This is a genomic window from Variovorax atrisoli (genome assembly GCF_014195185.1).
In the GTDB taxonomy this organism is placed as follows: Bacteria; Pseudomonadota; Gammaproteobacteria; order Burkholderiales; family Burkholderiaceae_C; genus Variovorax; species Variovorax atrisoli.
The window spans coordinates 702,647-722,384 of record NZ_JACIBG010000003.1; the positions used below are offsets into that span (position 1 = coordinate 702,647).

Genomic DNA, 19,738 nt, shown 5'->3' on the forward strand with positions numbered 1-19,738 from the left:
ACAGCGATCTCATCCGATAGCCTCCGCGAAGTCGAACGACACCGAGGTTGCGTAGCCCGGCACGTACTGAAGTGCTGCAGACTGAGAGGTCTGGCGAAACAGGGTCGTCGGCTTGTCCCAGGTCACGGGCGCACCATTGGCTACCGGCACGCGCAGCCGGTTCACGATATAGACGATCATGTAGCCGGCGCCGTTGGCCACCGTGTCTTCGGCGACCATCAGCAGGAGACCGGAGACGCCGATCAGGTCTCCTGCCCTCAGGGTCGCCCCTGCCGTAGTGTTCAACTGCAGGACCTGCGCACCGGCAGCGGCCGCCTGCGCTGTCGGAGACCCGCGCATGGTCCCGCGCGGCTGCTTGCGGATCCAGTGGTACAGCGCAACCGTGTTTGTCATGCCGCGCAGCGCAGCAATGAATGCCTCGACACGCGCTGCGTCCGCGAACAGGCGGTTCGGCAGCGACAGCGACACCATCCAGCGATCGTTCCCCATGTCCACGACCTGCTCGCTTCCGCCATACGGGGAAGCGGCCATGCGCTGGTTCGTGATCATCTGCATGGTGAAGCTGTTGGGGCAGAACCCGTTCGGCAGCGCGATCACGCTCATGACAGGCGCCCCCCGTAGTCCTGGCTTCGCACCAGGCCGGCTGCGGTCTGAGCCTGCTGCGCCGCCAGCGCCCTTTTCAGCATGCCGACCGTGGCCACTTCGCCGACGTTGTAGTAGTTGTTCGTGGTGACGCCGCCGCTCGCGCGTGCCAGCTGGTGATTCGGGATCACCTTGCCCGCGGTGTTCGGCACGAACAGCTCCGGGCCGCGCTCGCCCACCACCGAGACCTTCCCGATCGGCGGCGATCCGCCATCGGCAAAAAAGCCGCCGAAGATGTTGCCGATGCCGCTGAACAGGTCGCCCAGCCAATTGCTCCCGCCTCCGCCGCTGCCACCGGTGATGGACAGCCCAGAGTTGCCAGATAGGCCGATCAACTTCAGGTAATCGGCATCGCCACTCACCTTGCCGGGACTGATGTTGTTGAGGGCATCGTTCACCATGTTGGCAAGCGGACCAGTGACCTGCGCTCGAATCACCAGGCGCGCGACATCCGAGATGATCGAGTCGATCAGGCTCTTGAAGTCCAGCTTGCCGGTCTTCACGAACTCGACCAGCGCGTCTTCCATGTTGCCGAAGGCGTTCTTGACCGCGTCCTCGGTCTGCTTGTAGACGTTCGCCGCCTCGTCGGCGTAGTTCTTTGCGCCCTCGGACGCACCGAGCAGAAAATCGCGCTGCTTCTCCTCGATGAGGGCATACGAGCTGACGTAGCTGTCGATCGATTTCTTCTGGAACTCCTCGATCAGCGCCAGCTCGCGCTTGTAGTCGTCCTCGCGGCCAGCGAACTTGTTGTTCCGGCGGTCGCGCTCCAGATCCTGGCGCTTCTGCTCGTAGGTCTGCTCGATCTGGTTGATTGCCGCGTCGAAGTCGCGCTGTTTCGAGCCGCGCCCCATCCCGGACAGCTCCAGGGCGCGCGCCCGGTTGGTGACATCGAGCAGCGACTGGGCCGCGGCGCGTGCATCCTCCATCGAAGTCGTCAGCCTCTTGGCCGAGGCCTCGGCCTCGATGTTCAGCGTGGTCAGCTGCGTCGCGGTCTCGGCGCGGCTCTTGCGCAGCTCGGCTTCGGCGTCGTTCAGCTTGCGCTGATTGTCGATCGCGTCCTTGCCCGTCAGCGTGGTCTGCTCGCGCTTCAGCCGGTCAATGCTCGCCTGTAGGCCGGCGTCCTCGACCTCGCCGGTGGCAATGATGATGTCGCGCTTCTTGGCGTAGTACTCGACATCGCTGATCAGGCTGGCCGCGCGCTTGGCCGACAGGATCTTCTCGTCGTTGTCGAAGGCAGTGGCCAGCAACGCCGTGTTCTTCTTCATGTCTTCGAGGTCCTGCGTCAGCTGGGCCTTGGCCTCCTGCGCGGCGCTGTTGTCCTTGTGGCCCTTCGTCCCTTTCGGCTCCTTGAACTCACCCACGGTCGGCTTGGGCGGCTCACGCAGGAATCGGCGCGATACGGCATCCGACGTGTCGCCCACGTCGGCCAGGGCGTCGCGCTGCTGGATAGCCTTCAGGTACGTGTACTGCTTGCGGCTGTTGGCCAGCGCTTCGTCGATCGCCCGGGTATCCGAGCCAGCGCGCTGGTAACGGGCACGGTCGCCCTCCAGACCTTCGATTTCAGAGCGCAGGGCCTTCAGGTTGCCGGCTTGGTCACGGAATGGGTTGATGGTGCCGAACGTCAGTAGCGCGTCGAGAAAGCCGCCGGCGACCTTGCGGCCGATGGTGAACTCCTCGATCACGCGCGAGATGCCCGGAAGCAAGTCGGACAACAGGGCCCGCTTCGCGTCGAGGGAGTTCTTCTGGAGATCGAACAGCTGCTTGTTGAACTTCTCGGCGGCCGCGGTCTGCTCGTCCGTCACGGTGCCCACCAGCTTCGTCTTCTCGGCCAGGTCGTTCAGGAATGGCGCCGCGTCCTTGATCGACTTACCGAACAGCTCCTGCACGAGCCGGGCCTTGTTACCGTCGTCGGCGAAGCCCGATAGCGCCACAGCGGTCTGGCGCAGCGCCTCGGCCGGGTCGAGCTTCTTCAGCTCCGCAGCATCGAGGCCAATAGCCTGCAGCGCCTGCGAGACGCCATTCTTTCCGTCAGCCTCCTTCAACGCGCTGTTGAACTTGACCAGGATGCCTGACACGTTCTCCAGCGTGGTGCCAGTGCGCAGCGCGACATCTTCCAGAGCGCTGATGTTCTCGATGCTGGCGCCCGTGGCGTCCTTCACATCGTTCAGCGCATCCAGCCCGTCGATGACGTTCCTAGCCATGGCCAGCGCAGCCACGCCGGCCGCACTGAGCGCGAGGCCAATGGCGGCGCCGGCCTTGGTCACGGCCGCGTCGATCTCCTTCGCTCGCTTCTCGGCCAGCTTGGCGGATCGGTTCATGTCCGTTTCGAACGAACCGGTGCGCGCCAGCAGATCGACGGTGATGGTGCCAATGCTCATTCAGATTTCCTCGGGGGTGGCCGAATCCTGGCGGCCTTGAACAGATCAAGGTCCGCGGAGGTGTAGCCGTCGGTCGGCGGTGGCTGAAGGAACTCGATAAGGTCCTCGAAAGGCTGCCCCGCAATGCTGTGGGCGATCAGGGCCGCTGGCCGGTGGTATCGGTGGTGGTCGTCGAAGGGGTGGCTTCGGTAGAACGCGACCCATCGCTCGAACTCTCCGAGGGAGATGGCGTTTTTCCACTCTGCGACGGATCGGCCTCCGAGGGCGAGAGCGAGGACGTGCCAGAACCACTCTTCGCCTCCGGAGGCGATGCTTCCCCCTTGGTGCCGATGCCTCCCAGCGAGAGGACCACATCGAAGAGGCGGCTGCTCACGTTCGGCTTCATGTTCATCGCCTCTTCGACAGTGACAGCCGGCGAGCCGTCAGCCTCGCACATGCTGGCCGCGATCATCCGGGAGATGCTGGCAGCCCGCACATCCTCGTCCTTCGAAGCTTCGGCGATCTGAAACTTGCGATAGTCCGCCACCGGCAACTCGCGGAAGTGCAGCTCATGCTTGGAACCGTCGGCGAGTTCGACGGTGCGCTTGTGGATCTCCGTCGAAACGAAGAAGGCGACGTACTTGCTCATGCCGTCAGCAGGTCCCAGGTCACCGGGCCGCTGCGCTGCAGCGTGATCGTGCCTTTCCAGATGTCCTTCGCGCCAATGTCGATGGCAACGTCGGCCACGTAGGCATTGAAGACCGCGGAAACACGGCCGACCACGGGCTGCATGACCGAGGCCACGGCCGTCGGTGCAGTGGCCGCGTTGGAGCTGTAGATGCCCCAGGACACGGTTTCGCCTGAGGCCTTCAGTGCCATCAGCGCCTCGTGGCTGATCTCGGACTTGTGCAGGTTGAACGGGATCGTCACCTGGCCGGGGGTGCCGAGGCCGCCGACGAACTCTTCGTCTTCGGTATCGTCAAGGCAGGTCACATCGATCTGGCCGCGCGCACCACCCAGGCCACTGATACCCGTGGGGCACACGATCTTGGTGACAGCGGTTGGTCCCGATGCGTAGTAGAGCTCGGTGCCCTGACTCTTGATGACAGGCTTGGTGGTTGCCATAGTTTTGCCTTTCGCAAAAAGGAAAGGCCGCTCAAGGCGGCCAAGGGTTGGGAAACGCGGGGCGCTATTCGCGCGAGAGGATGAAATCGAAGGCGAAGCCCATGCGGTAGCGCTTCGTCTCCAGGTTGCGGTCGTCGGCGTAGTAGCCCACGCAGTAGGCCTCCACCTCCAGGGCGGTGCGCACGGCCTTGGCCAGTTGCTCCACTTCGGCGTCGCCGTCGGACCAGCAATCGACATGCACGCGGAACAGGTCCGCGTCTGCACCGTCAAACGTGTTCTCCACGTCGCCGGCGGGCACGTTCCAGGTGACATAAGGCCGAACGACGCCCTGCGGCGCGTCGCCATGGCGGTAGACGCGCACCGGGTCGGTCACCGGGTCCGTGCCGGCGCCGATCAGCGCGGTGACGGCCGGTGAGGCCTTCAGCAGGTGCTGGATCTTCGGCAGCATTACTTCTTCGCCCCCTGCTCTGCCTTGCGGATCGCCTTCTGCAGGCCCTTGCCCATCTCTTCGACCACCGTGTTCAGCGCGGCATCGCGCTTGTTCACGTAGGCCGGCGTCATCCAGGGTTCAGCGGGCTGATCCTCGGTGCCGTATTCCAGATACCTCCCTGTCATCACGGCCGTCAGGGGCTTTCCGCCGTTCTTGTTGACGCGGCCGCCCGGGTACTTCCGCCCTCGGGCAATCACCACACGGTAGCGCTCGGCGGCGCCGCTGCGCTGCGGGTTCGGGTCGCGGCGCACGACCACGGCCTTTTCCAGTGTGTCCGTGTTGATGTAGCCCTCGCCGATCTTGTTGCGCGTGACGGCGCGGATGTTGGCCTGCGCTTGCTTCTGGATCACGACGCCGCCCTTGCGCAGCGCAGGGGCGACAACACCGCCGCGCTTGCTGACGATTTTGGCCGGAAGCTTCTGCATCTGGTCGAGCAGCCCGTCGAGACCCTTCATGGTCCGGGTGTCAGCCATGGCTGCCTCCGGTCTCGACCGCCAGGTCGATGAACTCGCCGCCCTGCTCGTCGAGCAGGACCGCGGTGATGTTGAAGAACGTGTCCTTGCCGCCCTTCGTGCGCACGACGCGCCAGGTGTCAGCCACGTCATCGCGCGCGCGGATGCGAATCGAGGCCTTGGCGATGCTGGTTGGCGTGGCCGCCTTGATCGTCTCGGTGCCGTTGAGGTAGCGGATGTTCGCCCAGACCTTGGCCACCTCCACCCAAGTCTCCACCTGCGCTTCGGTGGTCTGGTCCTGCGCGACAACCTTGCGCTGCAGCGACACCCGGCGGTTGAGGGTTCCGGCTTCGAGCGTCATGCCAGCGCCGGAGTCCGCAGGTTGTACAAAAGCGCCGTGATCGGCCGCGGGAGGTAGCCGGTCTCGTACTCGTGGTTCTTGTCGTTGTCGCGGTCCTTGTACAGGTAGCCGACCATCAGCAGGACCGCCGCCTGCACTTCGTACAGCACCTGCGTGGTGTAGACCGGTTTCCCGTCGTCGTCGAGCACCGGCTTGCCTTCTCCGTCCAGCTCAGGCTGGAAGTGATTGGCGCCCTTGAGATAGTTGAGCACCGAGCCCGAGGCAGCGTGGATCTTCAGCGTCAGGTCCGCGTCGTCATCGTCTCCGTCACGGCGTAGGTGTTCGGAGGCTTGCCCCAGCGTCACGAGCATGGTCACAGCAGCACCGCCTTTCCGGCGTCGCGACCGCGCTTCACTGCCAGGCGCCAACCATTGCAGCCAGGCTCGCCGGGCTTGCCGATAGGTGCATCCTTCTGTGCGATGAAGAACGAGCCGCCCCAGGTCACGCCGTCGCCGGCCTCGTAGGCCTCCTCCGCGCGGAAGACCCCTTTGTCCACGAGCGCGGCTACCTTGATCGACTTCGCCACCTCAGCACCGCTCGACGTGCGCGCGACCAGGGTGAATTCGCGCCCGCCGGGCTGATCGATGCGCAACTCGGCGATGCCGTCCACGACGCACTCCCAGCCGTGCAGGCCTTTCGTGGCCTCGAACGCCCGCCACATCCCGCCTGCATGCCGTGCATAGGTGCCGCGCGCGTAGGACTTCGCGAGATCGATCTCCGGCAGGAGTTCGATCTGCAGCGCATCTCTGCCGGCTTGGCCATCGCGGCCGTCTTGGGCTGGGGGAATCGCAGCAACCGCGGCTGCAACCGCCTCATCGATCATTTTCTTGACCTCTTCGACCGGCACGCTCTCGCCGTCCTTGGGCGCAGGGATCGCAGCAACAGCCTTGGCGACCTCATCCGTCACCATGGGCGCCAACTCTTCTGCCGTCACGCTCCTGCCGGGCTCGCCATCCTTGGGACGCGGAATCGCAGAGAACGATTTCTCGACCTCTTCCTCCACCATTCGACGCACTTCCTCCGCCGGAAAGGTGCTTTCCTCCTTCGGCGCAGGAATCAGAGCAATGGCTTTCGCGACGACATCGGAGACCAGCGGCTCCAGGTCGGCCACCGTCACGCTTGCACCGTCCGCCCCATCCTTTGCGGGAGGGAGTGCAGCTACAGCATCAGCCACCATCCGCTGTACTTCTTCCACCGGGAAGTCTTTGCCGTCTTTGGCGGGCGGCAGCGCATCGACGGCCTTCTTGACGGTCTGCTCGATGTGGGGCCCTAGGGATTCGGGCACTCCTTTGATCACCGAATCGAGGTCATCCAGCCGTCTTGCCAAGGGCGCTACCGCAGCTTTCACGGACTGGATCACGATGTCGGCCAAGGCTTTCAGATCGGCTCGCATGCCAGCTCCTTTGCGATGTAGTCGGCCAGCTCGCGCTGCTCCTCGTCCGTGATGTCGCCGTCGTCGGCGGGAGGCTGCGACTCAGGTTCAGCAGGTGCTGAAGCCGGTGCTGGAGGCGCTGGCGGTGCGATCTTGTTCAGCCGAACCTGGTCAAGCGGGAAGTCCTGCTGTTGCATGTAGACCGTATCGCCACCGGTCAACGGGGGCAGATTGAACCCACGGCGCCCCTCGTTCGGCGTCTTTAGGCCTCCGCCCACCAGCTTCACGGCTACATCGGCTTGCGTCGCCGGATCCATGCGCAGCAGGTTGTCCAGATCAAGCTCGGTGCGGTACTTGTCAGGCAAGCTCAGACCGTCATCCAGCGCAGCCTCCATCTCCTCGATCAGCGAGTGGAGCGCGTCGTTGAAGTAGATCTGGTTCAGATCGCCGACCTTCTGGCCCGCCGGTAGCTGTCCTCCGACCTTGAACAGCGGGACGTGGAAGACCTGCGCCACCATCTCGGCAGTCAGGCCCAGTTGTTCCTTCATTTGCGCATCCACTGCAGTCATGCGAATAGCTTCGTAGCGCAGGCCATCGCCGACCACTGCGACCTTGCCGGCGTTCGGCCCCGTGAAGTTGTTGTTCCAGTACTCCTTCAGTTCCTTCGCCGTCGGGTCGGAGATCGCGCCAGGCGCAACCAATAGGCCGCTGGGCTTCGCTCCCTGCTTGAAGAAGCGCTGTGAGTCCCGCAGCATTTCCAGGCCACTCGACGCCGGCAGCATGGCCGCATAGAGCGGGCCCACGCCTACCAGCGGGTGGAAAAGGCAGTTCATCCGGTCGTGGATGATCTCGGACGCAGGCACATAGATAGTCGCCTCCTGCAGGCCGGAGAGGTTGTCCTTGGCCAACTGGTAGAAGATCGAGCCGTCCGGCGAGATCATCGGCATCACAAGGGCTGGATCGAGGATGTAGAGCGCAACCACGATGCCGCGACCATCTCGAACCTTCAGCACATAGGAGTTGCCCCAGATGAGCTTCGAGATGACCCACCACTGCTTGAACTGGATCTGGTTCTGATAGTGGTTCGGCCGGCGCAAGACCGGTGAGTAGGCGGCGCTGGTCGTCTCGGTCCAGATGCCGTTTTCGCCCCGCTCCATCAGGCGTGTGCATAGCTTGCCAATGTCGTTTGAGATCACCGTCGCGCACGAGAACACAGCGGGGAAGGACAGCACAGTCTCCGGCCGGACGTTGATGTCCAGCTGGAAGTACCCCGGCGGTTGCGCCGGAGTGATGTCGTGCCAGACACCGCCCGAATTCAGCGACACCAAGCCGCCGGGCTGCACCGTGCGCGGAGCAATGATGCTGGCCGCCTTGGTACGCGCGCTGTTCACGAGGCGCGACAGTGCGCTCATTCCTTGCTGCTCGCCTTTTTCGATGCAGCCCTGCCAGACGGCTTCTTCACTTCAGGCGTCTCCTTCGTCACCTCAGGTTTTGCCTCGGCGGTCTGGTACGTGTCGGCAGGAGCGGCGCGGCGAATCGCGCACAGTGCACGGGCCTCCGCGCTCGAAGCAGTGAACGGGTCACCCGCCTGCAGGGCTCGACCCGCATAGGTGAATGGCTTGAGGGCGATGAGGTTCTTGGACATGTCGGCTCCTTAAGGAAGGTGGCCGAGCCCCGAAGGGCCCGGCTGGTCACGATCAGGGCGTGACGGGGGCGCCGTAGTCGGCTCCGGTCACGAAGGCCACTGCAGAGGCCCGGCGCTTCGCGAAGTTGATCGACCGCACCACCTTGATCGCGGTCGATTCGGTCTGGAACATGGAGGTCATGTTCGCGGAGGCGGCCGTAGGCGTATCGGTGGCGCCGGTGGGTGCCGTGTCCTGCTCGATCATTGCCTCGCGGCTGATCGAGACCTCGATGCCGGAATCGCCGATGCGGTAGATGTCGCTGGGCTTCAGCAGGATCAGCTGACCCGAGCCGACGTTGTCGCCGGTGACCACCGGATCACCCAGCAGCGTGCCGCCGTTGGCGGTGATGCCGGGGAACTCGGTCTGGCCCAAGGCGTTGGTCATGAGCTGGATCGCCTTGCCGAGCGACGGCGTGGTCACCAGTTGCAGGCCGTTGGCGTTCTTAGCTGCGATGAAGGGGGCATACAGCGCCTTGATGTCCGAGCGCAGGCCTTCGCCGTCCGTGCCCGCTGAGGTGATGCCTGTCAGGCCGTTCAGGATGCCGGCCGGCGACACACCCGCTACCGCTGCTGCTGCCGAGATAAACGTCGTGTCCACACGCTGGGCACTGGCTTCAGCGAGTGCGTCACGAACCAGTTGCTCGGCTGCCGGACTCGAATCGCGCAGCAGTTCGTTCGAGACCACTGCCAGGGCGGCGACCTTCAGCGGGGTCAGGTTGACCGCGGAGAAATCGGCGGTGGTTGCCGGGATGGCCTTCGACTGGCCTACCCAGTAGGCAGTCGCGGCGCCATCCTGGCCCTTGATCTGCACATTGGCCGGCACCTGGCGCAGCGGCAGCTTGTCGTAGACCGTCATCGAGTACAGGAACTCGATGAAGTCGCCGTTGTACTGCTGGTTGATCGCAACGAGTTCGGAGCCCCACTCTCCCGAACCCGAGCCGCCGCCGGGCACGGCAGCTTTCATCACGTTGATGAGCGTCGGGTTGGTCCTGCCCCAGCGCTGCTCCGCGATCTGGATGGCAGTCGCTTCACCATCGCTCAGACGTGCGAGCGCCTTGGCGATGACCATGCGGGTGTAGTTCTGGCCCTTGAACTTCTCGTCCGCATCCTTCTTCATGTGGATAGCGGGGGCGCCGCCGGTGGCCAGAGCACCGCGAGCACCAGTCGCTGCCGCCGGATTGCCGCCAGCGGCAGGAGTGGATTTCTCGATCTGCAGCGCTTCGAGCTGGCGCAAGTCGGCCAGTTCGGCGTCGATCTGGGCGATGTCCTCGGTGAGGTTCTTGAACGTCTCGCGCTCGGTCTCGTCCTTCGTGCGGCCTTCGTCGAGGGCCTTCTTCTGCACGCCCTCCAGTTCGAGGGCCTTCTGGGTGCGCGTCTCCATGAGGCGCTTGATCTGTTCTTGCAGGTTCATGATGTTCTTTCAGGGATTGAGGTAGACGACGCCCTTTCGGGCTTGCGGATTTCCCGAGACGCCGGGGGCGAGCAGGCGAACAACCCGGTCCTGCTGCTTGCCAGACGCGGCGAGCAGGGCCCGATCGATCGACTTGATCGCAGTGAGGGAGGCTTCGGCGTTGGCCGGCACGGTGACGGCCGACAGCTCGAACCAGAGCCATTTCGTGTAGCGCAGACCGAAGGAGCCCTTGATCTGCGCGGCCTCGATGGGCTTGAAGCCGATGGACAGGCCGCGCACGAGCTTCGCCTTCAGCATCTGCCAGGCAGTGCTCAGGCGCTCTTTCAGTGGGCCGTCCTCGGCGATCGTGGCGACCTCACCCTCGACCTCGATGCCCTTCGCAGTGACCTTTGCGCCAGTGATCCAGCCGATCGGATCGCTGCTGTCGTGCATCCATAGGAATGGGATGGGCAGCTTGAACTGCGCGCCCTCTGGCTCCATCACATCGCCCACGCGGTCGGCGGTCGGCGTGGAGGCGATGCCCTTGAACGTGCGGCGTCCGTCGCCGCTATCGTCGCCAAGCGCCTTGATCTCCAAGGTGGAATAAGCACGGTCCATACGTGGCTCCAATGAAAAAGGCCCGCACGGGACGGGCCTCGGTGGTGATTCGATTCCGTTCGTCAGCCGATGACGAACATCTGGTACTTGGGCGCCTGCACTGTTTCTCCAGCGTGCGCCCCTCCGATCGCCATCGCTAGTGCGACGGCCGCGTCGATCTTGTTGATGGAGCGCTTCTTCGCGATCCAGTGATTGCCCCATTTGTCCTCTTCGATGACCGCAGACATCATTGCGGACACCAGCACCGGGTTCTTCCGCAGCCGGATGCGGTTTTCAAGCAGGGCCTCTTCGAGCAGCCTCACCGATCCCGGCATCCACAAGCCCTCGGCCTTTGCCTTCTTCGCCTCCGCCGCCTTGATCATCCCTTCGGTTGGCTCGCCCTTCTTCGTGCCGCCTTGCGGGTGGGCGACGAATTCGACGCTCAGGCCGATGTCATCGACCTCCTCCTCGAATTTCCGGAAGGCGTAGCGGTCGTAAGCCACCAGCTTCACGTCGTACTGCTTGGCATCGTCCGCCAAAGCCTGCGCAACGTGACGGAAGCTGATGCTCTCGCCAGCCGGCGCGTGGATGAAGCCCTTGTCTCTCCAGACGCTGTACGGCAGCTTGTCACGCAGCTCGCGCGCCAGCAACGTGTCACCGGGCGTCCAGGCCTCGATCCAGGCGTCGAACGTCGGCTTGTTATCTGCCGTCGTTCCCGTGCGCACCACCGAAGCCTTGGCGGTAATGTCCCGGAACTGGGAGAGGTCCAGGCCGATGAACACCTCTTCGCCTGCATGCTCGACCACTGGATCGAACTCGACCAGCGCCGGCTCCAGCGTGGTCCGCGTCATCCACGCCGTCTCGGCGTCCGTCCAGACGCAGAAATGCAGCCGCAGAATGCCGTTCAGCTGACCAGGAATCGCTTTCGCCGTGGCGACCACGTCGGCCAGGTACTGCTCGGTGATGGTCACGCCCAGCAGCGGGTTCACCTTCGGCCAGCAGCTCGGATCTCGCAACGGGTCGTCGCCATCGTCCAGCGCGCAAACGTAGCTGAAGGTTGTGTCGTCGATCACGTCGCCTACGAACGTCGGATCGTTCACTGCCTCGGTGTGTCCCGCAGCCACCTTGACCGCGTGCTCGTGCTCCTCCCACGCGACCGAGTTCCGATCGCTGCCGCTGTTCGTGATCATGAACAGCAACGGCTGCCGGCGGAACTTGAAGCCCCGCTCCAGCATTTCGATGCTCTTACGGTCCGGCAACTCGTGGACCTCATCACCCAGGACGAAGTGAGGCCGCGGGCCCGAACCGGTCTTTCCCGTGTCGCGCGACACCGGCCGGAAGAAGCTCCCGCTGCGATGGTGCGCGATGTTGTACTCGCGCCCCTCGCCACCAGAGAACTCGAGTCTCCTCTTCAGACCCGGCGAAGCCTTCACCATCTTCACGGCGTCGGCGAACAGGATGCCGGCCTGCTCCTTCTTCGCCGCAGCAGCGTAGACCTGCGCGCCGGCCTCCCCGTCTGCGACCAGGCCATACAACCCGATGCCGCCAGCCAGCGGGCTTTTCCCGTTCCCCTTGCCCTGCTCGATGAAGGAGCGGCGAAACCGCCGCGTGCCGTCAGCACGCTTCCAGCCGAACAGCGAACCCACGATGAAGGCCTGGCTCGGGTGCAGTTGGAACGCCTTCCCCTCGAACTGCCCCTCGGAGAGCTTCAACACCTTCTCGAAGAACCTGAACGCCTTCTCCGCAGCCTCATGGTCGAAGTACAGCCCGCGGTCCGGGCCCTTCTTCAGATCCTCCAAGTGCCGCCTGCAGCTGTTGCGGACATGCGGGCCCGCAACGATCTTGCCGGCTACGACTGCGTCGGCGTAGGCCCTGACCCGATCAGTTGAAAAACTCGTCGGCGGGGTCTTCGTCTTCGTCGTCGCCATGATTCACTTTGGTCTCATCGACGGGTGTGGCTCCCAGCTTCGACAGGATCGAACTCAGGGCCTGGGTGGCACTGACACCGAACTCCTTTTCGTCCAGCTTTGCAGTCCAGTAGCACGCCAGGCGCAACAGGGTGCGATGGCTGCTCGTCAGCCACGGCAACTCGGCACGAAACTCCGCCCACACCTTCTTTTCCTTGTCGGACATGCCAACGTAGGGGTCGCCAACTGCGCGCGGCTTCTTCGGGCCCTTCCGGTCTCGGAACCGTTCAGGATGGATGATTTCCGCGCCAGCCGCCTTTGCCTTCGCCAGCGGCGTTCTTGCACGGGGCATCAGGGTCGTCCTTCAAATTGGAGATGTGAAAAGAGAGGGATGCGCCCGGTTTCCAAGGAGCCCCCCCTCGAAAAATTCGCCTCCCCCCCGGGAGTGGCCTTAAAAATCCAGCCGCAATTTCGCAACAGTGGGCGAAAAGAGACATGCACGAGGGCACCCGCTCACATCCCTTCCGGCCATCCGTCCTCGGTGATGCGCACCGTAGGGGCATGGCCAAGGTCTTTGGCCGTCTTCATGTCATGGCAGCTGCCTGGGCCACAGCAGAGCACTTGGCAGTTCTCCTCGGTGTCTGGGCCACCCTTGATGATCGGGTTCTTGTGATCGAGCTGGAAGCCGCGACCGGGTAGTGCGTTGAACTCGCACAGCTTGCGGCACTTGGCGCATCGAGGGTCCTTGCTCCACACCTTTAGGCGTCTTGCCTGCAATGCGCGACCACGGATGCGGCCGTCGTTGTTGTCGAACTTCGCAGTCACGCCAGGTTGAGTCGGAACAGCGCCAACACCTCAAGGTCCGTCTTCCCTTGTGTCGCCTCGCCGTACTTCGCACGGTACGAAGCCACCTGCGACAGTGCCTCGGGGGTGAGCGTGGGCGGATGCTTGCGCAGTTCCTGCTGCCGAGCGATCCATGCTTCGGCCGCCTGCGTGGCGGAGATCACTTCGCCGACCGTGTTCTCCACCGACACGGGCGCCGGCAGCCGTGCCCACAGCGCGCGCTGGCAGCAGAACACCACGATGGTCAGCGCCAGATTCAACATGACCAGGACGATCAAGGCGATGAGCATGGGCACCTCAGTAATGAAAAAGCCCGCACAAGGCGGGCAAGGCACTGATGATCAACCTCGAAGATCAGCCTCAAGGGCACAGACCCCGAGCCCCATGTTTATGGGATACGGCACAACGCTCAACCAGTCACGATAAGCACTATCAACAACTGGAGGTGAGGATGAGTATGTCCATCTGGCGAATTGCTGTCGTCTCGACTGTGTTGATGGTTGCCGTATCGCAATCAATTGCGGCGCCGCCTCAAACCACCAGAGTCAAGGGAGGGGATGGCCAAACAATCACCATCACTACGTCGAACGGGACTACTACCGTCACCCGCGGAGGAGTCTCCGACACCAGCACCGAGTCTCACAAACAGGCGGTACGTCGCGTCAAGCGAGAAGTTGCAGATCGCGAACGCTAGGCGGTTGGCCCATCGCACTCGAAAAAGCAGAAATTTGTCTCAGGCCGCCCGCGACTTTACGAGGCACAACAGATGACGCACTAGCGCCTTACGAAGTCGTTGTGTCCAGTCGCCCGCCATCGGGCCGGCTTTCGACGAGCTGTGACGATCTGAACTCGACCATGAAGATGCTATGACTCCCACCGAACTTCTCAATGCGCTCACGCCACTGGCCGCCCGTCTGGCCTCGTATATTTCTACGGGCGCGCAGTACGAGGTCACGGCGCAGGCCGAAATGGCCCTTCAAATATTGGCCCACTTCAATGTAATGGGCCGAGAGATTCCCTACCCAGGATCGCAAAAGACCTGCGATCTTGCCTATGTACATCAAGGGGAACAATACTGGGTAGAACTTAAAGTCGAGAGCGCTCACCACGCGGGTACGTATGCAGGTAAGCCGAGTATGGATGCCGCGATCATGAGTGACATCACGAAGCTGCGCACATTAGCCCCTGCAGGCTCAAAACGCTGGATGATTGTTGTTGCTTACAGCGTGGAAGGACGCGCGAGGCTTGATTGGCTGAACATGACCTACGGCTTAACTTGCATGTGGAAGGGTGACCACGTATCCATTGCAATATTCGATGCCATGGGGAACGACACCACGTGGATTCCGTAGTGCCGAGCCGATAGTAGAAAGAAGAAACCCGCCAAGCTTGCGCGAGACGGGTCATCAACCTGAAGAGAAAGCTCCGCCATCAAGGATCGGGCTGCTCTTATTGTTCCCGGCTCACCCGGGATTTGTACAGGCAGCGTCATTTTAGCCGAGAACCTGCTTCAGAGTAAATATTTTTTACCCTGCTGCCTTTGCCACGGCGATCTTCAGGTCCAGATAGCCAGCAATCTGCTTCATCGCCTCCGGCCCTGCCATGGCCTGATGCCGCTCCATGTGGGCTACCAGCCAGTCCGCGACCTCCGCGTGCTCCTTGAAGATCCTGCTCAGTGAAGTGCGACCAGTGCCCTTGCAGGGCTTGCATTTCACGCCCAACGTCGTGCTGCCAGGGATCACCGTCGCACCATGCCCGCCGCAGTGCTCGCAGGTAGGGTTCCGGTGCCACGCAACACAGCCCTGCGCCAGGTCGTAGGCCTGAACCCGGTTGAGCTTCACCTTCATCGCCCTCGCCTGCCGCCATGCGTCGTCGGCCAGGATCTCGACCAGCTCGCGCGCCGCGGTGCCGTCGCCCAGGAACAGCCGCTGCAGTGCCACTGCCAAGGGGAATTCCCGGCCGGCGAGCCCCATCGCGCCGAGCACGTCCGAGTCGGATCGCGTCGTGCGCTCGTTGATCTCCAGGTTCGTCGAGCGAACCGCGCTGGCGTAGCGCTCGATGACCTTCATGCGCGGCCCTTCAGGCTGTCGCCGATCCGAGCCGCAAGGTTGCGCCGACTTCCGTCCACCGAAGGACGGCCAGTGGCATCCTCCAGGCGCCGAAGCAGCTCCTTGAACTCGGCATCGCTCACGCCGCGGCGCCTCAGCAGATGGGCGAAGGCCGCGATCACCTCGGCCGTTGCCGCGCGGTGTGCGTTCATGGTGTCGGCGAAGAAATCGGACGCCTTCAGGTACTGCTCAAACTCGCGCATGCTCATGGCATCAAGCCCTCCTTAGTTTGAAATGGTCAAGACCCGCGAGGGGCAGAATGGAAAGCGCCGACACAACCATTTTTTGAAGGGCTGGCGCAATGCTTAATTGGCAAATCATCTTCTTCAACAATGTGCCTATATGGCAGTACGGAACGCTCATTAGGACCATGGAGACTCCGCTGGGTCCCGTGCCAACGCTGTTTTGCACGACGGTGACGCCCGTCTTGAATGGCTTCTTGGAAGCCACCATTGCGGAGGAAGGGCATCCTCAGTTGACGATGCTGATCCGTGCGGATCACGTGCTATCGGCGAGGAGTTCAAGGGAGCCACAAGCGTTCGGGTTTGGCACTCCGTTGACAGCATCGAACTCAGCGGCACCCAACCTGCCATCTGGCGGCGGAACAGCTGGTGGGTCTTAGCCGGCTTCATCCCACCTCCTGATCTTGGATTGAGAACTCGACGAAGCGCAGCGGGTAACGCCGTTGGCTGGTGCGGTACTGCATCGAGGGCTTGTCGAACCAAAGGACCTGCGTGTAGTCCTGCACACCGTCCTCACGCTGCTTCTTGAGGATCAGCTTCGCGTCGATGTCCGACTGCATGGCTTCCCACGCGGCCACGGCTTCGGGGTCGTTGGGGTTGGCGGGAGCCTCGTCCTTCTGGGCCCGCCAGATGGAGAACACGTTGTCGGCGCCGTTGACGATGCCGCCGGCACCGGCGACCTCCATCTTTCCCGGCGCCTCTGCTTCATCGCGCAGCTTGCGCGGGTGGGCCACCAGGTGGACGTGCACGTTGTGCGTCTTCTTGAACGACACCAACTTCTGCACCGCCTCGTTCTGCTTGGTGATCGAGCCAGGCCCGTCCTGGGGGACGTCGATCATCATCAGGCTGTCGATGACGAAGTGCCGCACGCCGTAGCGCCGCGCCGCATACGCAAATACTTCCAGCAGGCGGTCCAGTTTGGCGACGCCCACCAGGTCGAAGATCCAGAGCTTCTCTCGCAGCCAGGCACCAACCGCCTGGATGTATTCCCGTGTGGGTCGGTCCAGTCCCGTGGCCTGCTTGTGAATGCGCCTCAGGTGGCGCACAGCACCCATTTCGCCCGAAAAGATCACGACGCGCTCGCCTTGCAACATCAAGCCGAGCAGGATCTGATCGAGCATCAGGCTCTTGCCGTGCCCGTTGATGCCGGTCCAGCAGGTGTACTCGGCCATGCGGAAGCGGAACCACTCCAGCTCCTTGTCGATGTACAGCGCTGGCGCGACAGGTGTTCCCGGCGGCGGATAGAACAACTCGATGACCGCCTGCGTGTACTCATCGGCGTTGCGCAGCTCGTCGGGGTCGAGCGGGCGAGCGTCTTCCATCGCCTGCTGGAAATCGACCGCCTCGGCACCATCCTGCAGCCACTGGTTGGCGTCCTTGGCCCCGAGGCGGACACGTCGGCAACGCTCGATGCCCAGTCGGTTGATGACCTCGGCCGCGCCCTTGTCGCCGGCCTCGTCGTTGTCGAAGCAGATCAGGATGTCGTCGAAGCGCTCCAGCTTTTCCCAGTCCACCTCGATCCACTGGTGATTCCCCGCGCCTTGGTTGACCGACAGCGCCGGCACGCGCATCTGATGAAGCGTCATGGCGTCGATCTCGCCCTCTGTAATCGTGACGGTACGCGCCTTCGGGTCGATCAGGTGCCAGCCGAACAGGCACGGCGCTGCATCCTTCTCCTGCCGCATGTCCTTCTTTTCGTCCGGATTGCGGTACTTGAAGTTCAACAGCGCGCCGGTCTCGTCAATAAAAGGAAACACCGCGTAGGTCTTGCCGTGCTGCAACTGCTCGGCAATTCGGAAGGCCTTGATCGTGTCGTCGGTCAGACCGCGGCCGGTCAGCCACTCGTGAACGCGCCCCTTCGCGGACTGGCACTTCGGTCTTTCCGGCCGGCGGTAGGCCTTCTCGGGCGGCTTCACCAACTCGTCGCGGATGCCGAAGTGGCGCTTGATGTCCTTCAAGGCCTCGACCATCGACAAGCCACGGCATGCCATCCAAAGGTCGATCAGGTCCCCACCTTCCCCGCTCGCGAAGTCCTTCCACACCCCGGCCTTGTGCCCGCGGATGGACACCGAAAGGCTGTCTCCGGGCTCGCCGCTCGTGTTCCCGGCCTTCCACTCGGAGCCTCGCTGCTTGCCCTGTGGCAGCAGCATGCGCGCGACCTCGGCAGCCTGGCTGGCCAGCATGTGCTTCAGCTCGATGACGTTCAAGCAGCCACCTCGTCGGGGATCCGCTTGCCGTCACGAAAGTCGCGGTAGTTGCCGATGTGGCAGCGGGCGTTCGCCGCTTCACCCGGATGCTCGAAGCCGGCAGCCTGCCACCACTGCCGGCCGTCGTCAGTGACCGGCGCAGCCCTGGCCGTTGCGCCCGGAATCTCGTCCTCCCATCGGCCTTGGTTGAGCCACGTCGAGGCATGCGGAATGAACCGTCCGTTCTCTCGGGTGTCGAGGTGCGGCTTCTGTGCCGCAAGCGCCCCGAGGATCGTGGCCTGCAAAGCCGCATCAGGCCTCAGCGTGATCCACGCCTTCGACGCCGCTTTCTTGCCCGCCTTGCGAGGGTACGCCGCGTAAAACGCCTCGAACCCTGCCAGCACGACGCCGAGGTCAACCGAAGGTTTTCGGGCACGCTGCCCCCCTTGGGGGGTAAGGGGGGTATTTCCGGAATCAGGATTCAGGAATCGGGAATCAGGAATCAGCCCGATTGCCACGGTGTCGCCACCATCGGTGCACGGTGCTTGCACAGTGCTTGCATCGTGCGAGTCTTGTTCATCGACTATTTCAGCAGCCTCTTCGCCCGGTCCCGGGATGCTGCTTGCCTTCTCGTCCCTGTGGGGGTTCTGGTGCTTCTCGAAATTCACCACCTGCAGGTATCGCTTGTCACCGTGCTGATACCGTTCCACCACCCCGATCTGCGCGAGTTCATCCAGGAGCGCATCGCAGTCCAGGTTGTCTGCAGGGAAAAGCTCCATCTTGATTTGCTTGGGGCGGTCTTCGAGTCGCCCCTTGCGGTCAGCAATCGTCCACAGCCCGATGAAGAGCAGTCGAGCCTCGTAGGGGAGTTCCACCAGGTCCGCGTTGCGAAAGAAGCCGGGTTTGATGTTGCGTGCGCGGGCCATTACTGCGATCTCCAAGCTCTGCCCTCATGGGCCATGCACCACATCGCACTCGACCAGGAGCGATGGACGCGGAGGTAGTAGAGGAAGTGCGCGATGTAGATCACGCGATTGATCGGGCCGCGCATCAGTCCCATTCCAGGGTGCGAACCGTCTGCACGGCGCTCAGGTGCTGCTTGGCCATGAGCAGCAGCGCGTCCACGTAGTCAGGTGGGAAGCACCGCATGTCCTGCGCGACGACTCTCAGGCCTGCATGAGCCATCACCAGCGCCAGCTTGTCCAGGTGATCGCTGAGCAGCCTGGAGACCGTGGACTCACTCACCCCCATGGCCGCGGCAATCGCGGTCTGAGAGGCGTCGCGCTGGGTGGCCTTGAGGATGCTCGACACGATCTTCCGAGCGCGGTCTTCAGGCGGCTCGACTGTCACGTTGCAGCTCCTTGCGACGGCATGCGCCAGGTTGCACCTCCATGCAGCCGCTTGCGGCGCGTGCAAGAGCGTGCTGCACGTCTTGCTGGTGCTTGCGGGTGAGCGCGCCCAGACTGCCCAGTCATGAACACACCCCATGCCCTGCCAGCCGCCCACGACCCGGACCTCATCCACAACAGCACGCGCACAACGCTGAGCACCAATGCCGATCCGGATGGACGAGCCCCGGCGCGAGTGATGCTGCGGACCAGCAGATTGGTGATTCGGTGGGTGGATGGCGACGTAGACGTGCGGTTTGCCGCACAGGATGTCGATGTCACCCGTTCATCCGGCCCGCGGAGGGTCAAGTGATGAGCGCGCACGTTATTCCTCTGCCAAGCTCGCAGCCAGCGCAGCCTCGGCTGCAGCCACCTGGGCTGCTATCTGGCGCTTTCGGCGCGCATACGCCCCCTCCACGCGATCAGCGATACGGCGTGGAAGCTCGTCAGGCCACTTGTGGACCGCGGCGTATGACACCCCGAGGGTCTTCGCCGCAGCAGACACAGTGCCGCCCAAAAGTTCGATGGCGAGATGCTTCTTCATGGTTCGCATTT

At 63.2% G+C, this 19,738-nt stretch carries 26 protein-coding genes; 2 read left to right on the top strand and 24 right to left on the bottom strand.

Annotated elements, in window-relative coordinates; translation table 11 throughout:
• Positions 1-9 precede the first annotated feature (9 nt).
• From FHY06_RS14450 to FHY06_RS14530, 18 genes are all read right to left on the bottom strand, one after another.
• Positions 10-603: a hypothetical protein gene (locus FHY06_RS14450; RefSeq protein WP_184605567.1), complete on the bottom strand. Its 594-nt coding sequence runs from the start codon at positions 601-603 to the stop codon at positions 10-12.
• Positions 600-3,020, bottom strand: a complete 2,421-nt coding sequence (locus FHY06_RS14455) for a phage tail tape measure C-terminal domain-containing protein (protein WP_184605568.1) — start codon at positions 3,018-3,020, stop codon at positions 600-602. The genes FHY06_RS14450 and FHY06_RS14455 overlap by 4 nt, the downstream gene beginning before the upstream one ends.
• On the bottom strand, positions 3,017-3,247 hold the full coding sequence (locus FHY06_RS35215) for a phage tail assembly protein T (RefSeq protein WP_457810496.1): 231 nt from the start codon (positions 3,245-3,247) through the stop codon (positions 3,017-3,019). Before FHY06_RS35215 ends, FHY06_RS14455 begins: the two co-directional genes overlap by 4 nt.
• Positions 3,157-3,648 carry a hypothetical protein gene (locus FHY06_RS14460; RefSeq protein ID WP_184605569.1) on the bottom strand — a complete coding sequence of 164 codons (492 nt, stop codon included), beginning with the start codon at positions 3,646-3,648 and terminating at the stop codon, positions 3,157-3,159. The genes FHY06_RS35215 and FHY06_RS14460 overlap by 91 nt, the downstream gene beginning before the upstream one ends.
• Positions 3,645-4,124, bottom strand: a complete 480-nt coding sequence (locus tag FHY06_RS14465) for a phage tail tube protein (protein WP_184605570.1) — start codon at positions 4,122-4,124, stop codon at positions 3,645-3,647. Before FHY06_RS14465 ends, FHY06_RS14460 begins: the two co-directional genes overlap by 4 nt.
• A gap of 64 nt (positions 4,125-4,188) precedes the next feature.
• Positions 4,189-4,572 (bottom strand): DUF3168 domain-containing protein, encoded by a 384-nt coding sequence (locus tag FHY06_RS14470; protein WP_184605571.1) that lies wholly within the window; start codon positions 4,570-4,572, stop codon positions 4,189-4,191.
• Complete coding sequence (locus FHY06_RS14475; RefSeq protein WP_184605572.1) at positions 4,572-5,087, bottom strand: HK97-gp10 family putative phage morphogenesis protein; 516 nt, start codon at positions 5,085-5,087, stop codon at positions 4,572-4,574. The genes FHY06_RS14470 and FHY06_RS14475 overlap by 1 nt, the downstream gene beginning before the upstream one ends.
• On the bottom strand, positions 5,080-5,427 hold the full coding sequence (locus tag FHY06_RS14480) for a phage head closure protein (RefSeq protein WP_184605573.1): 348 nt from the start codon (positions 5,425-5,427) through the stop codon (positions 5,080-5,082). Before FHY06_RS14480 ends, FHY06_RS14475 begins: the two co-directional genes overlap by 8 nt.
• Positions 5,424-5,777 carry a head-tail connector protein gene (locus FHY06_RS14485; protein WP_184605683.1) on the bottom strand — a complete coding sequence of 118 codons (354 nt, stop codon included), beginning with the start codon at positions 5,775-5,777 and terminating at the stop codon, positions 5,424-5,426. The genes FHY06_RS14480 and FHY06_RS14485 overlap by 4 nt, the downstream gene beginning before the upstream one ends.
• Positions 5,778-5,779: 2 nt before the next feature.
• Positions 5,780-6,859 (bottom strand): phage portal protein, encoded by a 1,080-nt coding sequence (locus FHY06_RS14490; RefSeq protein WP_184605574.1) that lies wholly within the window; start codon positions 6,857-6,859, stop codon positions 5,780-5,782.
• The gene (locus tag FHY06_RS14495; RefSeq protein WP_184605575.1) at positions 6,844-8,250 is read right to left on the bottom strand and encodes a phage portal protein; all 1,407 of its coding nucleotides are present in this window, start codon (positions 8,248-8,250) and stop codon (positions 6,844-6,846) included. The genes FHY06_RS14490 and FHY06_RS14495 overlap by 16 nt, the downstream gene beginning before the upstream one ends.
• Positions 8,247-8,483: a hypothetical protein gene (locus tag FHY06_RS14500; protein ID WP_184605576.1), complete on the bottom strand. Its 237-nt coding sequence runs from the start codon at positions 8,481-8,483 to the stop codon at positions 8,247-8,249. The genes FHY06_RS14495 and FHY06_RS14500 overlap by 4 nt, the downstream gene beginning before the upstream one ends.
• Positions 8,484-8,535: 52 nt before the next feature.
• Positions 8,536-9,933, bottom strand: a complete 1,398-nt coding sequence (locus FHY06_RS14505; RefSeq protein ID WP_184605577.1) for a phage major capsid protein — start codon at positions 9,931-9,933, stop codon at positions 8,536-8,538.
• A 9-nt stretch (positions 9,934-9,942) separates the two neighbouring features.
• The gene (locus FHY06_RS14510; RefSeq protein WP_184605578.1) at positions 9,943-10,530 is read right to left on the bottom strand and encodes an HK97 family phage prohead protease; all 588 of its coding nucleotides are present in this window, start codon (positions 10,528-10,530) and stop codon (positions 9,943-9,945) included.
• Positions 10,531-10,592: 62 nt separating this feature from the next.
• Positions 10,593-12,437 (bottom strand): terminase large subunit, encoded by a 1,845-nt coding sequence (locus FHY06_RS14515; protein WP_184605579.1) that lies wholly within the window; start codon positions 12,435-12,437, stop codon positions 10,593-10,595.
• On the bottom strand, positions 12,391-12,768 hold the full coding sequence (locus FHY06_RS14520; protein ID WP_221404245.1) for a hypothetical protein: 378 nt from the start codon (positions 12,766-12,768) through the stop codon (positions 12,391-12,393). The genes FHY06_RS14515 and FHY06_RS14520 overlap by 47 nt, the downstream gene beginning before the upstream one ends.
• Positions 12,769-12,929: 161 nt before the next feature.
• Positions 12,930-13,241 carry an HNH endonuclease gene (locus FHY06_RS14525; protein WP_184605580.1) on the bottom strand — a complete coding sequence of 104 codons (312 nt, stop codon included), beginning with the start codon at positions 13,239-13,241 and terminating at the stop codon, positions 12,930-12,932.
• Positions 13,238-13,549, bottom strand: a complete 312-nt coding sequence (locus FHY06_RS14530) for a hypothetical protein (protein ID WP_184605581.1) — start codon at positions 13,547-13,549, stop codon at positions 13,238-13,240. Before FHY06_RS14530 ends, FHY06_RS14525 begins: the two co-directional genes overlap by 4 nt.
• A gap of 576 nt (positions 13,550-14,125) precedes the next feature.
• Between FHY06_RS14530 and FHY06_RS14535 the strand changes: the two genes are divergently transcribed.
• The gene (locus FHY06_RS14535) at positions 14,126-14,611 is read left to right on the top strand and encodes a hypothetical protein (RefSeq protein WP_184605582.1); all 486 of its coding nucleotides are present in this window, start codon (positions 14,126-14,128) and stop codon (positions 14,609-14,611) included.
• A gap of 174 nt (positions 14,612-14,785) precedes the next feature.
• Here the strand turns inward: FHY06_RS14535 and FHY06_RS14540 are convergent, their stop codons facing one another.
• The 5 genes from FHY06_RS14540 to FHY06_RS14560 form a co-directional block, all read right to left on the bottom strand.
• Positions 14,786-15,328, bottom strand: a complete 543-nt coding sequence (locus FHY06_RS14540; RefSeq protein WP_184605583.1) for a hypothetical protein — start codon at positions 15,326-15,328, stop codon at positions 14,786-14,788.
• Positions 15,325-15,576, bottom strand: a complete 252-nt coding sequence (locus tag FHY06_RS14545; RefSeq protein ID WP_184605584.1) for a hypothetical protein — start codon at positions 15,574-15,576, stop codon at positions 15,325-15,327. Before FHY06_RS14545 ends, FHY06_RS14540 begins: the two co-directional genes overlap by 4 nt.
• Before the next feature lie 419 nt (positions 15,577-15,995).
• Positions 15,996-17,816, bottom strand: coding sequence for a toprim domain-containing protein (locus FHY06_RS14550; protein ID WP_260310413.1), 1,821 nt, complete (start codon positions 17,814-17,816; stop codon positions 15,996-15,998).
• Positions 17,813-18,721, bottom strand: coding sequence for an LvrA C-terminal domain-related protein (locus tag FHY06_RS14555; RefSeq protein WP_184605585.1), 909 nt, complete (start codon positions 18,719-18,721; stop codon positions 17,813-17,815). The genes FHY06_RS14550 and FHY06_RS14555 overlap by 4 nt, the downstream gene beginning before the upstream one ends.
• A 124-nt stretch (positions 18,722-18,845) precedes the next feature.
• Complete coding sequence (locus tag FHY06_RS14560) at positions 18,846-19,145, bottom strand: helix-turn-helix domain-containing protein (protein WP_184605586.1); 300 nt, start codon at positions 19,143-19,145, stop codon at positions 18,846-18,848.
• Between the two features lie 123 nt (positions 19,146-19,268).
• Between FHY06_RS14560 and FHY06_RS14565 the strand changes: the two genes are divergently transcribed.
• Complete coding sequence (locus tag FHY06_RS14565) at positions 19,269-19,496, top strand: hypothetical protein (protein WP_184605587.1); 228 nt, start codon at positions 19,269-19,271, stop codon at positions 19,494-19,496.
• Between the two features lie 12 nt (positions 19,497-19,508).
• Here FHY06_RS14565 and FHY06_RS14570 read toward each other — a convergent pair whose 3' ends face one another.
• A complete protein-coding gene (locus FHY06_RS14570; RefSeq protein ID WP_184605588.1) occupies positions 19,509-19,727 on the bottom strand; it encodes a Cro/CI family transcriptional regulator in 219 nt (72 codons plus the stop codon).
• Positions 19,728-19,738: the final 11 nt, after the last annotated feature.